The 15,305-nt window shown below is 69.0% G+C and carries 11 protein-coding genes; 10 read left to right on the forward strand and 1 reads right to left on the reverse strand.

The features are described from left to right. Positions 1-126: 126 nt before the first annotated feature. Both B5F84_RS00340 and B5F84_RS00345 read left to right on the forward strand, forming a co-directional pair. The gene (locus tag B5F84_RS00340) at positions 127-3,648 is read left to right on the forward strand and encodes a DNA-directed RNA polymerase subunit beta (protein WP_204205471.1); all 3,522 of its coding nucleotides are present in this window, start codon (positions 127-129) and stop codon (positions 3,646-3,648) included. A 5-nt stretch (positions 3,649-3,653) separates the two neighbouring features. Further along, positions 3,654-8,093, forward strand: coding sequence for a DNA-directed RNA polymerase subunit beta' (locus B5F84_RS00345; protein ID WP_087319563.1), 4,440 nt, complete (start codon positions 3,654-3,656; stop codon positions 8,091-8,093). Between the two features lie 98 nt (positions 8,094-8,191). Here B5F84_RS00345 and B5F84_RS00350 read toward each other — a convergent pair whose 3' ends face one another. Next, positions 8,192-8,953, reverse strand: a complete 762-nt coding sequence (locus B5F84_RS00350; RefSeq protein ID WP_087319565.1) for a biotin--[acetyl-CoA-carboxylase] ligase — start codon at positions 8,951-8,953, stop codon at positions 8,192-8,194. Between the two features lie 180 nt (positions 8,954-9,133). Here B5F84_RS00350 and B5F84_RS00355 point away from each other — a divergent pair, with 180 nt between their 5' ends. From B5F84_RS00355 to fabZ, 8 genes are all read left to right on the forward strand, one after another. Next, the gene (locus B5F84_RS00355; protein WP_087319566.1) at positions 9,134-10,093 is read left to right on the forward strand and encodes a beta-ketoacyl-ACP synthase III; all 960 of its coding nucleotides are present in this window, start codon (positions 9,134-9,136) and stop codon (positions 10,091-10,093) included. A gap of 52 nt (positions 10,094-10,145) precedes the next feature. After that, complete coding sequence (locus B5F84_RS00360; RefSeq protein ID WP_087319568.1) at positions 10,146-10,382, forward strand: phosphopantetheine-binding protein; 237 nt, start codon at positions 10,146-10,148, stop codon at positions 10,380-10,382. 2 nt (positions 10,383-10,384) lie between these two features. After that, positions 10,385-11,329, forward strand: a complete 945-nt coding sequence (fabK, locus tag B5F84_RS00365) for an enoyl-[acyl-carrier-protein] reductase FabK (RefSeq protein WP_087319569.1) — start codon at positions 10,385-10,387, stop codon at positions 11,327-11,329. Then, positions 11,317-12,252 carry an ACP S-malonyltransferase gene (locus B5F84_RS00370; protein WP_087319571.1) on the forward strand — a complete coding sequence of 312 codons (936 nt, stop codon included), beginning with the start codon at positions 11,317-11,319 and terminating at the stop codon, positions 12,250-12,252. The genes fabK and B5F84_RS00370 overlap by 13 nt, the downstream gene beginning before the upstream one ends. Before the next feature lie 2 nt (positions 12,253-12,254). Then, positions 12,255-13,034, forward strand: coding sequence for a 3-oxoacyl-[acyl-carrier-protein] reductase (gene fabG / locus B5F84_RS00375; protein ID WP_087319572.1), 780 nt, complete (start codon positions 12,255-12,257; stop codon positions 13,032-13,034). An 88-nt stretch (positions 13,035-13,122) separates the two neighbouring features. Next, positions 13,123-14,370 (forward strand): beta-ketoacyl-ACP synthase II, encoded by a 1,248-nt coding sequence (fabF, locus tag B5F84_RS00380; protein ID WP_087319574.1) that lies wholly within the window; start codon positions 13,123-13,125, stop codon positions 14,368-14,370. Positions 14,371-14,372: 2 nt separating this feature from the next. Next, positions 14,373-14,840 carry an acetyl-CoA carboxylase biotin carboxyl carrier protein gene (gene accB, locus B5F84_RS00385; protein WP_087319576.1) on the forward strand — a complete coding sequence of 156 codons (468 nt, stop codon included), beginning with the start codon at positions 14,373-14,375 and terminating at the stop codon, positions 14,838-14,840. Between the two features lie 10 nt (positions 14,841-14,850). Beyond that, positions 14,851-15,264: a 3-hydroxyacyl-ACP dehydratase FabZ gene (fabZ, locus tag B5F84_RS00390; protein WP_087319578.1), complete on the forward strand. Its 414-nt coding sequence runs from the start codon at positions 14,851-14,853 to the stop codon at positions 15,262-15,264. Positions 15,265-15,305 lie beyond the last annotated feature (41 nt).

The raw sequence follows: 15,305 nt of genomic DNA on the forward strand, positions 1-15,305 counted from the left end.
GAGCGAGAAAACATACTCGAAACGGAGGTCTAAGTCAAGACTTTTCGTTGACCAAAAGAGGGTGTTTCGGTAACTTATTACGTTGCGACAATTGCCGCCTTCCACCCTTTTTGAAGGAGGAAAAGCCTGGTGTCTACCGTAAAGACTGCTCTTACCAAACCACAAGGCACGACCGGACGCAAGACCTTCAGCAAGATCGACCCCGTGATGGAGCTCCCCAACCTGATCTCCGTCCAGAAGGAGTCTTTCGAGCGGTTCATGGGCGAGGGGCTGCAGGAGTCCTTTGCCGAGTTCTCTCCCATCGAGAACTCCGCCCACACCCTTCAGGTCACCTTTGGGGACCACCAGTTCGGCGACCCGGCGCACACGATCGCCGAGTGCCGTGCCAAGGACATCTCCTACCAGGCCCCCCTCTTCGTTGACGTGCGCTTTGTCAACAAGGAGACCGGCGAGATGAAGGAGCAGCTCGTCTTCATGGGCGACTTCCCGCTCATGACCGAGCGCGGCACCTTCATCATCAACGGCACCGAGCGCGTCGTGGTCTCCCAGCTCGTCCGCTCCCCGGGCGTGTACTTCTCCACGGAGATGGACAACGGCGTGCAGGTCTTCAAGGCGCAGTTCATTCCCGCGCGCGGCGCCTGGCTCGAGTTCGAGGTCGACAAGCGCGGCCACCTCGTGGTCTCGATCGACCGCAAGCGTCGCCAGTCCGCGACGATGTTCCTGCGCGCCCTTGGCATCGCCGAGACGGACGACGAGATCCTCTCGCTCCTCGGCGACTCCGACGTCGTGCGCAACACGCTCGAGCGCGACACCGCCACCACCCGCGAGGACGCCCTGCTCGAGATCTACCGTCGCCAGCGCCCCGGCGAGCCCCCCACCGTGGACTCGGCCCGCTCGCTCATCGACGGCCTCTACTTCAACGAGCAGCGCTACGACCTCGCCCGCGTGGGCCGCTACAAGGTCAACAAGAAGCTCGGCAGCGAGGTCGAGGCCGACGCCCGCGTGCTCACGCACGAGGACATCATCGACGCCCTGCGCTACCTCCTGGCCCTGCACGCCGGCGACGACACCAAGCGCCTCGACGACATCGACCACTTTGGCAACCGTCGCGTCCGCACCGTGGGCGAGCTCGTCCAGAACCAGTTCCGCATCGGCATGAGCCGCATGGAGCGCGTGGTCCGCGAGCGCATGGCCTCCCAGGACGTGGACGACATCACCCCGCAGACGCTCATCAACATTCGCCCGATCGTGGCCGCGATCAAGGAGTTCTTCGGGTCCTCCCAGCTCTCGCAGTTCATGGACCAGGCGAACCCGCTTGCCGGCCTCACCCACAAGCGCCGTCTCTCCGCGCTCGGCCCGGGCGGCCTTGCCGGCCACAAGTCCGGCTCCAGCCGCCGCACCAACGTGCCGACCGCGGTCCGCGACGTCCACAACTCGCACTACTCCCGCATGTGCCCGATCGAGACGCCCGAGGGCCCCAACATCGGCCTCATCGGCTCGCTCGCGCTCTACGCGCACGTGAACGAGTACGGCTTCATCGAGTCCCCCTACCGTCGCGTCGTCGACGGCAAGGTGACCGACCAGATCGACTGGATGACGGCCGACGAGGAGGAGACGCACAACATCGCCCCCGCGAACACGCCGTTTGACCCCAAGACCGGCCGCTTCGTGGAGCTCGACCACAACGGCGAGATCACGCACCCCGAGCGCATCATCGCCCGCACGCGCGACTTTGACGGCTCCTTCGGCGCGCCCGCCCAGGTCAACGTCGAGGACGTCGACTACATGGACGTCTCGCCGCGCCAGCTGCTCTCCGTGGCCGCCAACCTCATCCCGTTCCTCGAGCACGACGACGCCAAGCGTACCCTCATGGGCGCCAACATGCAGCGCCAGGCCGTGCCGCTGATCCGCGCGCACGCCCCCTTCGTGGGCACCGGCATGGAGGAGCGCGCCGCGCTCGACTCCGGCGAGCTCATCTGCGCCGCGCACGCCGGCGTGGTCACCGAGGTCGACGCCGCGCACGTGGTCGTCTACTCCGACGAGCACGGCTCCGAGCGCTACGACCTCCCCAAGTACGAGCGCTCCAACCAGTCCACCTGCATCAACCACCGTCCGATCGTCCACGCGGGCGACAAGGTCGAGGCCGGCCAGCCGCTCGCCGACGGCACCTCGATCGACCACTCCGAGCTCGCCCTTGGTGCCAACCTCACCGTGGCCTACATGCCGTGGGAGGGCTTCAACTACGAGGACGGCATCATCGTCTCCGAGCGCGTGGTGCAGGAGGACCTCCTCACGTCCATCAACATCTCCCGCCACGAGATCGACGCCCGCGACACCAAGCTCGGTCCCGAGGAGATCACCCGCGAGATTCCGAACCTCTCCGAGGACATGCTCGCCAACCTCGACGATGACGGCATCATCCGCATCGGCGCCGAGGTGGGCCCCGGCGACATCCTCGTGGGCAAGGTCACGCCCAAGGGCGAGACGGCCCTCACCGCCGAGGAGCGGCTGCTCCGCGCCATCTTCGGCGCCAAGGCCCACGACGTCCGCGACACGTCCCTCAAGATGCCCCACGGCTCCTACGGCCGCGTCGTCGACGTGGTGCGCTTCAGCCGCGAGGCCGGCGACGACCTGCCCCCGGGCGTCAACGAGCTCGTCCGCGTGTTCGTCGCGCAGCGCCGCAAGATCCAGCAGGGCGACAAGATCGCCGGCCGCCACGGCAACAAGGGCGTCGTCTGCAACGTCCTGCCCGTCGAGGACATGCCCTACATGGCCGACGGCACGCCGGTCGACGTCCTTCTCGACCCCCTGGGCGTCCCCTCGCGTATGAACGTCGGCCAGCTCCTCGAGTGCCACCTCGGCTGGGGCGCCTCCCACGGCTGGGACGACGAGTCGGAGAACTCCGAGCGCTACGTGCCCGGCCCCATCAACGTGGCCACGCCCGTCTTTGACGGCGCCACCGACGAGGAGGTCGCCGAGATTCTGCGCCGCACGAACATCAACCTCATGAACAAGGCCCGCCAGGACTACGGCGAGCACATGCGCGAGGAGTTCGTCCCGCAGCTCAACGAGCTCGGCAAGACCACGCTCTACGACGGCCGTACCGGCGAGGCCTTCAAGAGCCCGATTACCGTGGGCACCTCCTACATCCTGAAGCTCGGCCACATGGTCGACGACAAGATCCACGCCCGCTCGACCGGCCCCTACAGCCTCGTCACCCAGCAGCCGCTCGGCGGCAAGGCCCAGTTCGGCGGCCAGCGCTTCGGCGAGATGGAGGTGTGGGCCCTCTACGCCTACGGCGCGGCCAACGTCCTCCAGGAGATTCTCACGGTCAAGTCCGACGACACTAACGGCCGCGTGAAGACCTACGAGTCCATCGTCAAGGGCGAGAACGTCCCCGCCGCCGGCATCCCCGAGTCCTTCAAGGTCCTCGTCAAGGAGATTCGCTCCCTCGCGCTCGACATCGAGCCGATCTCCTACAAGAAGCGCGCCGAGCGCGTGGCCGACGAGTCCAAGGACGCCGCCGAGAGCGCCGTGGACGTCTTTGCCGACATGCCCGCCGTGGACGACCTCATCGGCTCCGCCGCCGACGAGGCCGCAAACGCCGACGTCGCCCTTGCCGGTGACGTGAAGAGCGAGAAGGAGTAGCGACTGTGGCAGATTTCGACACCACTGACTTCGACGCGATCAAGATCTCCCTTGCCTCCGCCGACCGCATCCGCAGCTGGTCGTGCGGCGAGGTCAAGAAGCCGGAGACCATCAACTACCGCACCCTGAAGCCCGAGAAGGACGGCCTGTTCTGCGAGAAGATCTTTGGCCCGCAGAAGGACTGGGAGTGCGCCTGCGGCAAGTACAAGGGCATCCGCTTCCGCGGCATCGTCTGCGAGCGCTGCGGCGTCGAGGTGACCACCGCCAAGGTGCGCCGCGAGCGCATGGGCCACATCGAGCTCGCCGCGCCCGTGAGCCACATCTGGTACTTCAAGAGCCCGACGAGCTTCCCGCTCGCCCGCCTGCTCGACATCAAGAGCAAGGACCTCGAGAAGGTCCTCTACTTCGCCAGCTACATCATCACCAACGTCGACACCGAGGCCCGCGAGGCCGACGCCGACGACCTCAAGGAGGAGCTGGCCGCCGACCTCGAGGAGCTCGACGCCGAGCGCGACGAGCAGATCGAGCGCCTGAAGGAGCAGGGCGAGGCCTCGGGCGACGAGTTCAGCGACATCGAGCCGCTCTCCGCCGAGGAGATCCGCGCCGGCATCGCCGACCTCGAGGAGGAGTACGAGGAGGAGAAGGCGCTGCGCCGCGACGCCTACGAGAAGTTCATGCAGCTCGAGGAGCGCGAGCTCATCTCCGACGAGGGGCTCTTCTCCGAGCTCAAGCGCTACTACGGCATCTACTTCAAGGGCGGCATGGGCGCCGAGGCCGTGCGCGAGCTGCTGCGCGGCATCGACCTCGAGTCCGAGGCCCAGAGCCTGCGCCAGGTCATCGCCTCCGAGGACGCCCAGAAGCAGAAGCGCGAGAAGGCCATCAAGCGCCTGGAGATCGTCGACGCCTTCCTCAAGGGCGGCAACGACCCGGCCAACATGATCCTCGACGTCATCCCGGTCATCCCGCCCGACCTGCGCCCGATGGTGCAGCTCGACGGCGGCCGCTTCGCCGCGTCGGACCTGAACGACCTCTACCGTCGCGTGATCAACCGCAACAACCGCCTGAAGCGCCTGCTCGACCTCGACGCCCCGGCGATCATCGTCAACAACGAGAAGCGCATGCTCCAGGAGTCCGTGGACGCCCTCTTTGACAACGGCCGCCGCGGCCGTCCCGTCACGGGGCGCGGCGGGCGTCCGCTGAAGTCCCTCGCCGAGGCCCTCAAGGGCAAGCAGGGCCGCTTCCGCCAGAACCTGCTCGGCAAGCGCGTCGACTACTCCGGCCGCTCGGTCATCGTCGTCGACCCGAAGCTCAAGCTCCACCAGTGCGGCCTGCCGTCGCAGATGGCGCTCGAGCTCTTCAAGCCCTTCGTGATGCGCCGCCTCGTCGAGCTCGGCAAGGTGGAGAACATCAAGGGCGCCAAGCGCGCGATCGACCGTCAGATGGCGGCCGTGTGGGACGTGCTCGAGGAGGTCATCCAGGACCGCCTGGTCCTTCTCAACCGCGCACCCACCCTGCACCGCCTCTCCATCCAGGCCTTCGAGCCGGTCCTCGTGGAGGGCAAGGCCATCCACCTGCACCCGCTCGTGTGCGCGCCCTTCAACGCGGACTTCGACGGCGACCAGATGTCGGTGCACGTGCCGCTGTCCACGCAGGCCCAGACCGAGGCCCGCGTGCTCATGCTGTCGTCCAACAACCTGCGCTCGCCTGCCTCCGGCAAGGTGCTGACGGTCCCCTCCCAGGACATGGTCTTCGGCGCCTACTTCCTCACCACCGAGAAGGGCGGCGCCTCCGAGCCCACCGCCGAGATGCCGGTCTACGCCGACTTCGACAGCGCGCTGCTCGCCATTGACATGGACACGACCCTGAGCCTCCAGGAGCCGGTCATCGTGCGCGTCTCCGCCGCCGATGCCAACGTCGTCGAGGGCGGCCGCAAGATCTTCCGCATCCTCACCGCCAAGGGCCAGACCGAGGACCTCGACGTCACCGAGCGCCCCGCGCGCTTTGAGACCACGCCGGGCCGCATCATCTTCAACCGCCAGTGCCTGCCCGCCGACTACCCCTTCATCAACTACAAGATGGTGAAGAGCGACATCAGCGCGCTCGTCAACGACTGCTGCGACCGCTACACCACGGCCGAGGTCGAGCCGATTCTCGACGCCATCAAGTCCACGGGCTTCCACTACGCGACCCTCGCGGGCCTGACCGTCTCCGTCTGGGACGCCGTCATTCCCGAGGACAAGCCGCAGCTGCTCGAGGAGGCGCAGGGCCGCGTCGACGAGATCAACGAGTACTACGAGGACGGCTTCCTGTCCGAGCGCGAGCGTCACGTCGAGGTCGTCAACGCCTGGACCGAGTGCACCGACCTCCTGGCCTCCGAGATGCTCGAGGGCTTTGCCGAGGACAACCCCATCTACATGATGGCCGACTCCGGCGCCCGTGGCTCCAAGACGCAGCTCCGTCAGCTGGCCGGCATGCGAGGCCTCATGGCCGACATGTCCGGCGAGACGATCGACCTGCCGATCAAGGCCAACTTCCGCGAGGGCCTCGAGCCGCTCGAGTACTTCATCTCCACCTACGGCGCCCGCAAGGGCCTCGTCGACACCGCGTCGCACACCTCCGACTCCGGCTACCTGACGCGCCGTCTCGTCGACGTGGCGCAGGACGTCATCGTGCGCGAGGCCGACTGCGGCACCGACGAGGGCGTGACCTACCCGCTCATCAAGCCGGGCCAGACCTCCGTGGACACCGACCTCGTGGGCCGCTGCGCGCTCAACGACATCGTCGACCCCGCCACGGGCGAGGTCCTCATCGCCAAGGACGCCTACGTGGAGTCCAAGGCCGACCTCGAGATGCTCGTCGCGCACGGCCTCAAGAAGGTCGAGCTGCGCGCCCTGCTCACCTGCAAGTCCAAGTACGGCGTCTGCCAGAAGTGCTACGGCTGGGACCTCTCCACGCGTCGTCCGGTCAACATCGGCACGGCCGTCGGCATCATCGCCGCCCAGTCCATCGGCGAGCCGGGCACCCAGCTCACGATGCGCACCATTCACTCCGGCGGCGTCGCCGGCGCCGACGACATCACGCAGGGCCTCCCCACGGTCGCCCGCATGTTCGACGTCGTCGGCAACGTGAACGAGAAGATCCTCGGGCGCGAGGCCGACCTGGCCCCCGTCTCCGGCCTCCTGCGCATCACCCCCGAGCAGGCCGAGTACCTCCTGCGCATCTACGATGCCGAGGACACGACCCGCATCATCGAGGAGTGGCGCGTCCCCGCGTCCGTGCGCTTCATGCCGGGCATCGAGGACAACGTCGAGGTGCGCGCCGGCGACCAGATCACCCGCGGCTTCGTCAACTTCCGCAAGCTCCGTCGCCTCACCGACATCGAGTCGACGATGCACACCTTCGTCGAGTCGGTCAAGGACGTCTACACCTCCCAGGGCGTCGACCTCAACGACAAGCACATCGAGGTCATCGCCCGCCAGATGCTGCGTCGCGTCCAGGTGACCAACCCCGGCGACTCCCAGTACCTGCTCGGCCAGTACGTCGACCGCTACGTCTTCGCGGACACCGTCCGCAACGTGGCGCTCGCTGGCGGCACGCCGCCCGAGGCCGAGCCCGTCATCCTGGGCACGCTCAAGGTGGCAAGCTCCATTGACTCCTGGCTCTCGAGCGCGTCGTTCATCCGCACCGCCGGCGTCCTCACCGAGGCCGCCATCGAGGGCGACGTGGACCACCTGCTCGACCTCAAGTCCAACGTCATCGTGGGCAAGCAGATCCCGGCCGGCACGGGCCTCCCCGCCTACCACGACGTGGAGCTCACCTACCACGGGACCAAGATCGACGGTCCCACGTCGCCGCTCGCCAAGAGCCTGCCCGAGTGGGCGCCCGACGAGCTCAAGGGCATCGAGGAGCAGCTTCCCAAGCAGCTCGACTGGGTCGGCGACGACTACGGCTTCGGTGGCGTGTACTCCAAGAACGGCCGCACGCTCTCCAGCGAGGACGCCAAGCTCTACCTCTTCGACGATCTCGGCGTCTCGCAGCGCTGGACCAACAAGTTCAGCGAGGTGGGCATCGAGACCGTGGGCGACCTTATCGGCAAGACCGAGGACGACCTGCTGCGCATCGACGGCATCGGCGCCAAGGCGATCGAGGAGCTCCGCGACGGCCTCGAGGCCCGCGGCCTGCTCTACATCCTGGAGCCCGACGACTCCGAGGCCGACAGCGAGGACCTCTCCCAGCTCCTGAACATGGTCTTCTCGCCGGACGCCGACGCCGACATCATGCTCGGCACCGCCGCGCCGGCCACGCACCACTTCGACGACGACGAGCTCATCGGCGGCACCGAGAAGCCGTCCGACGACTCCGACGTCATCAACGAGGACCTCGGCTCCCTCGACGACCTCCTCTCCCAGGTGGTCCGCCAGGAGTCCGAGAGCGACGACGAGTAGACGCGCCTCACGCGCGTAGGACGGGCGCCGGCCCCGCAGCTGCGGGGCCGGCGCCCGTTTGTGACAAGGAGGGGCGCTTCTCGCCCGTGGCGAGGGGGCTAGACGGGGCGAAGGGAGGCCTCCTCGGCCGAGAAGAGCCTGGGGCCGCGCGGCGTCTCCAGGCACGCGCGGCCCCAAGCGTCCACGCCGGAGAGCTGCCCGCGGCAGAGCTCGTCGCCCGCGGGCGTGCGGGCGACGACCTTCGAGCCCAGCCAGGCGAGATGCGCGTGATAGTCGGCGAGGATCGGCGCCAGCGGGCCGTCCTGTTTGGGAAGCGCCGCCACGGAGCGGGCCCAGGCGTCCACGCTGGAAACGATCTGATCGCGAAGGGGCTCGGCGAGCGCGGCGGGGGAGGGGGCCGTGGGGTCGAGCTCGGCAAGGGAGACGGCGCCGAGCTCGCGCGGGGCGTGCGCCGCGTTGACGCCGATGCCGCAGACGGCAAAGGTCTCCCCGGCCTCGTCGCGCGCCGCCTCGACGAGGATGCCGGCGAGCTTGCGCCCGCGCGCAAGAAGGTCGTTGGGCCACTTGAGGCTCACCTCACCCGCAAGGCCCGCGGCGGCCAGGCCGCGCACGGCGCCCAGGCCGCAGGCGGCCGCGAGCCCGGCGAGGCGCTCCGGCGCCACAGGGGGGCGCAGCAGCACGGAGAGGTAGAGGTTGCCCGCGGGCGAGGTCCAGGAGTGCCCGCGCCGCCCGCGCCCGGCAACCTGTCGCTCGGCGCGCAGGGCGGCCCCGTGAGGCGCGCCCGCGCGGCCCCACGCCAGGACGTCCTCGTTGGTGGAGCCTGCCGTGGGGACCACGGCGATGGGTGGGAGCGGTGCCATGGTGCCCTCTCTTCCGACGCTGGTCCCCCGATTGTAGGCGAGCCACCGAACGTCGGGTGCGGGTGTGGAGGTGTCGTGGCAAAATGGGACGCGCGGTCAATGACGACGCACCGTCGTTTCCCTTTGACTACGCTACTATGAGATGTTGACGCGTTAACAAGCGACGACGAGAGGGGTTGCGTGGGATTCCGGATTCTGGGAACGGGCTCTGCGCTGCCGGCGCGCTCGGTGGCCAACGACGAGTTCTCGTCCTTCCTCGACACGTCCGACGAGTGGATCTTTCCGCGCACGGGCATCAAGAGCCGCCGCCTGTGCACCACGGAGACCCTGGACGAGCTTGCCAACGCGGCCGCCGAGCGGGCGCTCGCCGCGGCCGGCGTGGACCCCTCGGAGCTTGACCTCATCATCTGCTCAACCACGAGCGGCGACCATCTGATGCCGGCCCAGGCCTGCGCCATCGCCGAGGGAATCGGGGCGAGCTGCCCCGCCTTTGACGTCTCGGCGGCCTGCGCGGGCTTTGTCTTTGCGCTGGACGTGGCGGACGGCTACTTCGCCCGTGGCCGCGTGCGCACGGTCCTTGTGGTCGCGGCGGAGAAGGTGAGCCGCCTTCTCGACTGGACGGACCGCGCCACCTGCGTCCTGTTTGGCGATGGCGCCGCGGCCGCGGTGCTCGGCGCGGACGGCGCCAACCCGCTCGCCGTGAGCGTCTCCACCGAGCCCGGCGTCGACGTCCTCCATGTCCCCGGCGTCCCCGGGACCTCCCCCTACGACGAGACCGAGCGCCCGGAGCCGCACCTCGCCATGGAGGGGCGCCGCGTCTTCAAGTTTGCGGTCGGCACCATCTGCTCCTCCGTGATCGAGCTCGCCCAGCAGGCGGGCGTGAGCGTGGAGGACATCGACCACTTCGTGTTCCACCAGGCCAACGAGCGCATCCTGTCCTCGGCCGTCGCCCGACTCGGCATCGACGACGCCAAGGTGGTCCGCTCGCTCGCCGAGACCGGCAACATCTCGAGCGCCTGCATCCCGCTCGCGCTCGACAGGCTCGCGCGCTCCGGCGGCCTCGCCGAGGGCGACCTCGTGGCCCTCGTGGGCTTTGGGGCGGGCCTCGACACCGGGGCGTGCCTGCTACGCTGGGGCTAGCCCACCCGTCCATTGGCGCGCCCCTCGGGGCGCACGGATAAAGGAGAACATCATGGCAGATCAGAGCACCTTCGACCGCGTCTGCGCGATCGTCCGCGAGCAGGGCGGCCTCGACGACGTCGAGATGACCCCCGAGACCACCCTCGCCGAGGTCGGCCTCGACAGCCTGGCCACCGTTGAGGCCGTCATGGCCTGCGAGGACGAGTTCGGCATCGAGATCGACGCCGAGTCCAACCCCACCACCATCGGCGAGTTCGTCGAGATGGTCGAGTCCCTCCTGGAGAACTAGTCATGCTGCGCACCCCCATCTGCGACCTTCTCGGCATCGAGAAGCCCGTCTTCCAGGGCGGGATGGCCTGGATCGCCGACGCGTCCCTCGCCGCGGCGGTCTCCGAGGCCGGCGGCCTCGGCATCATCGCGGCCATGAACGCCAACGCCGACTGGCTGCGCGAGCAGATTCACGAGCTCCGCAGCAAGACCGACAAGCCCTTCGGCGTGAACGTCATGCTCATGAGCCCGTTTGCCGACGAGGTGGCCCAGGTCGTCATCGACGAGCACGTCCCCGTGGTCGTGACCGGCGCCGGCAACCCGACCAAGTACATGAAGGCCTGGAACGCCGCGGGCATCAAGGTCATCCCCGTGGTGGCCTCCGTTGCCATGGCCAAGCTCGTGCAGCGCGCCGGCGCCGTGGCCGTGGTGGCCGAGGGCACCGAGTCCGGCGGCCACATCGGCGAGACCACCACGATGGCGCTCGTGCCGCAGGTCGTGGACGCCGTGAAGATCCCCGTCATCGCCGCCGGCGGCATCGCCGACGGGCGCGGGGTCGCCGCCGCCCTCATGCTCGGCGCCGTGGGGGTCCAGGTGGGGACGCGCTTCCTCGTGGCCGACGAGTGCACCGTGTCCGAGAAGTACAAGGACATGGTCCTCAAGGCTAACGACATCGCCACGCGCGCCACGGGCCGCTCGACCGGCCACCCGGTCCGCGCCCTCAAGAACCCGTTCTCCAACAAGTACTACCAGCTGGAGTCCGCGGGCGCCTCCGAGGACGAGCTCAACGCCCTCGGCACGGGCGCCCTGCGCAAGGCGGCCAAGGAGGGCGACTACGAGAACGGCAGCTTCCTCTGCGGCCAGATCGCCGGCATGGTGAAGGAGCGCCAGAGCGCGCTCGAGATCGTGGACGACCTCGTGAACGGGGCCGAGAAGGTCCTGGCAGGAGCTATGCAATGGGTAAGGTAGCGTTTCTCTTCGCCGGCCAGGGAGCCCAGCACCCCGGCATGTGCGCCGACCTCATCGAGTCCGAGCCCGCGGCCAAGGCCGTCTTCGACGCCGCCGACGCCGTGCGCCCCGGCACCACCGAGCAGTGCCTCACCGGCACCAAGGAGGAGCTCTCGCAGACCATCAACACGCAGCCCTGCGTGTTTGCCGCCGACCTCGCGTGCGCCCGCGCGCTCGCCGCGCACGGCGTCGCGCCGGACGTGGTGGCGGGCTTCTCGCTCGGCGAGGTCGCCGCGCTCACCTTTGCCGGCGCCTACACCGACGAGCAGGGCTTCGAGCTCGTGTGCCACCGCGCCGAGCTCATGGCCGACGCCGCCGAGAAGAACCCCGGCGCCATGCGCGCCGTCGTGAAGCTCGACGCCGCCACCGTGGAGCGCCTCGCCGCCGAGGCGGGCGACGCCTGGCCCGTGAACTACAACAGCCCGCTCCAGACCGTCGTGGCCGGTACCGAGGAGGCCTGCGAGAAGCTCGATCTTCTCGTCAAGGAGGCCAAGGGCCGCGCGATGAAGGTCGCCGTCTCGGGCGCCTTCCACAGCCCGTTCATGGCCGAGGCCGAGCGCGGCCTTGCGGCCTACCTCGCGGACGGCCACGCCCCTGCCGAGCCCGCCGTCCCCGTGCTCGCCAACCGCACGGGCGAGCCCTACCCGGCCGACGAGGCCGAGCGGGCGACGCTGCTCTCCAGCCAGGTGGCCAACCCCGTGCAGTGGGTCCGCACCCTTGAGAGCATGGCCGCCGACGGCGTGGACACCTTCATCGAGGTGGGCCCGGGCAAGACCCTCACCGGCCTTGTGGGCCGCACCCTCGAGGGCGTCACCGCGCTGCCGTGCGAGACCGCAGATCAGCTCGAGGCGGTTCTCGCCGCCCTTTCCGAGAAGGGGGAGTAGCCATGGCCGAGAAGAACGTGAAGACCGGCACCCTCGAGCGCAGCGCCGAGCGCCGCGTGGCCCTTGTCACCGGCGCGTCGCGCGGCATCGGCCGCGCCGTTGCCGAGGGGCTTGCCGCCGACGGCTTTGACCTCGCGCTCGTCTACGCGGGCAACGAGGCCGCGGCCGCCGAGGCCGTGGCCGCCTGCGAGGCCGCCGGCGCCACCGCGCGGGCCTACCGCTGCGACGTCTCCTCTGCCGACGAGGTCAAGGCGACCGTGGACGCGGTGCTCGCCGACTTCGGGAGCGTCTGGGCGCTCGTCAACAACGCGGGCGTCACGCGCGACGGCCTGCTCGTGCGCATGAGCGACGAGGACTTCTCCCGCGTGATCGACGTCAACCTCAAGGGTGCGTTCCACACCACGCGCGCCCTCGCCCGCGCCTTCATGCGCCAGCGCGGGGGGCGCATCGTCAACATGGCCTCCGTCGTGGGCCTCATGGGCAACGCGGGCCAGGCCAACTATGCCGCCTCCAAGGCGGGCCTGATCGGCCTCACCAAGTCCGTGGCGCGCGAGCTCGCGCCGCGCGGCGTCACGGTGAACGCGATCGCGCCCGGCTTCGTGGAGACGGACATGACGGCCGTCCTCTCCGAGGGCGTGCGCGAGAACTACGAGAAGGAGATTCCGCTCGGCCGCCTGGCGGTGGCCGACGAGGTGGCGTCCGTGGTGCGCTTCCTCGTGAGCGACGGGGCCTCCTACGTGACGGGCGAGGTCATCCGCGTCGACGGCGGCATGGCGATGTAGCGAGCCATGTGGAAAGGGGACCGTCCCCTTTCCACATAAGGAATACGTGGAAAGGGGACGGTCCCCTTTCCACATGTTGGGAGACGAGATGGAACACAGGGTTGCAATCACGGGTATGGGTGCCGTCACGCCGCTCGGCAACAACGCGCGCGATACGTGGGAGGCCATGAAGGAGGGCGTCTGCGGCATCGGCCCCATCACCCACTTCGACACCGAGGCCTTCAAGGTGAAGGTCGCCGCCGAGGTCAAGGGCTTTGACGCGGTGGAGCTCCTCGGCAAGCAGGACGCCGCCCACCAGGACCCCTACGTGCAGTTTGCGCTCGTTGCCTCCGACGAGGCCATGGCCGACTCCGGCCTTGACGCCGAGGGTGCCATCGACCACGAGCGCCTGGGCGTCTACGTGGGTTCGGGCGTGGGCGGCATCCAGGCCTACACCGACAACGTCCACACCATCGCCGCGCGCGGCCCGCGCCGGGCGTCCCCGTTCATGATCACCATGATGATCGCGAACATGGCCTCCGGCTCCATCGCCATCCGTCACAAGGCCCTCGGCCCCACGCTGCCCGTCGTGACCGCGTGCGCGACCTCCGCCCACGCCGTGGGCGAGGCCTTCCGCGCCATCAAGCACGGCTATGCCGACGCGATCCTTGCCGGCGGCGCCGAGGCGGCGATCATGCCCGACTCCATCGCCGGCTTCACGAGCTGCCGCGCCCTCACTACCAACCCCGACCCGGCCACGGCCTGCCGCCCGTTCGACGCGGACCGCGACGGCTTTGTCATGGGCGAGGGCGCCTGCGTGCTCGTCCTCGAGGAGTGGGAGCACGCCGTCGCGCGCGGCGCCCACATCTACGCCGAGGTCGTGGGCTATGGCAACACCGACGACGCCTACCACATCACCTCGCCCGACCCGGAGGCCGGCGGCATCACCCGCGCCATCCGCCAGGCGGTGGAGGAGGGCGGCGTGAGGCCCGAGGAGGGGCTCTACATCAACGCCCACGGCACCTCCACCAAGCTCAACGACGCCACGGAGACCCGCGGCTTCAAGATGGCCCTCGGCGAGGAGGCGGCCCGTGCGGCGCACATCTCCTCGACGAAGTCGATGACCGGTCACATGATCGGTGCCACGGGCGCCGTCGAGGCCATGGCCTGCGCGCTCGCCCTCCAGGAGGGCGTCGTGCCGCCCACCATCAACTACCGCACGCCCGACGAGGCGTGCGACCTCGACTACACGCCCAACGAGGCCGTGGAGTGCCCGCTTGCGTGGGCCCTCTCCACCAACCTCGGCTTTGGCGGACACAACGCGGCGCTCGCCTTCCGCGCCGTCGAGAGGAGCTAGCAATGGACGCTGCGAAGATCTCTGAGATCGCCGACATCATGAGGAGCCACGGGCTCTCGCGCGTGCGCGTGGAGGAGCCTGACGGGTCCGCCGTCGAGCTCGAGTGCGGTGGGACGGCCGCCCCCGCGCCCGCCCCGGTGGCCGCCGCGCCGGCTGCGCCGAGCGCGCCCGTGCCCGCCCCCGCACCGGCGCCTGCGCCGGCACCTGCGCAGGACGAGCCGCTCGACATGTCGCACACCACGGCCGTGCGCGCCCCCATGGTCGGCGTCTTCTACGCCGCCCCCTCGCCCGGCGCCGAGCCCTTCGTGCGCGTGGGCTCCAAGGTGAAGAAGGGCGAGACGCTCTGCGTCATCGAGGCCATGAAGGTCATGAACGAGGTCACGGCCGAGGAGGACGGCGAGATCGTGGACATCTGCGTGCACGACGGCGATCTCGTCGAGTACGGCTGCTGCCTCATGAAGATGTACTAGGGAGGACGCCATGGACAAGGAGGCGCTCAAGGAGCTCCTGCCCCACCGCGAGCCCATGCTCTTGCTCGACGAGGCCGAGGTCGTTGACGGCGAGGCCCACGGCAAGATCACCATCACCGGCGACGAGTTCTTCGTGCAGGGCCACTTCCCCGGCAATCCCGTGGTCCCCGGCGTGATCCAGTGCGAGATGCTCGCGCAGAACTGCTGCGTCCTTCTCGCCGACGACCTGGCGGCCAAGGGGGCGACGCCCTTCTACACGAGCCTCGACAAGGTGCGCTTCAAGCATCCCGTGCACCCCGGCGACACCATCGAGCTCACGTGCCGCATCACCAGGAGCCGCGGGCCCTTCCGCTTTGCCACGGGCGAGGCGCGCGTGAACGGTGAGCTCTGCTGCCAGGCCGAGATGTCCTTCGCCCTCATGTAACGGCGGGCCGTGCAAAGGGGACAGTCACTTTTGCACGGTGC

Origin of the sequence: Olsenella sp. An290 (genome assembly GCF_002159535.1) — a bacterium.
Taxonomy (GTDB): Bacteria; Actinomycetota; Coriobacteriia; order Coriobacteriales; family Atopobiaceae; genus Thermophilibacter.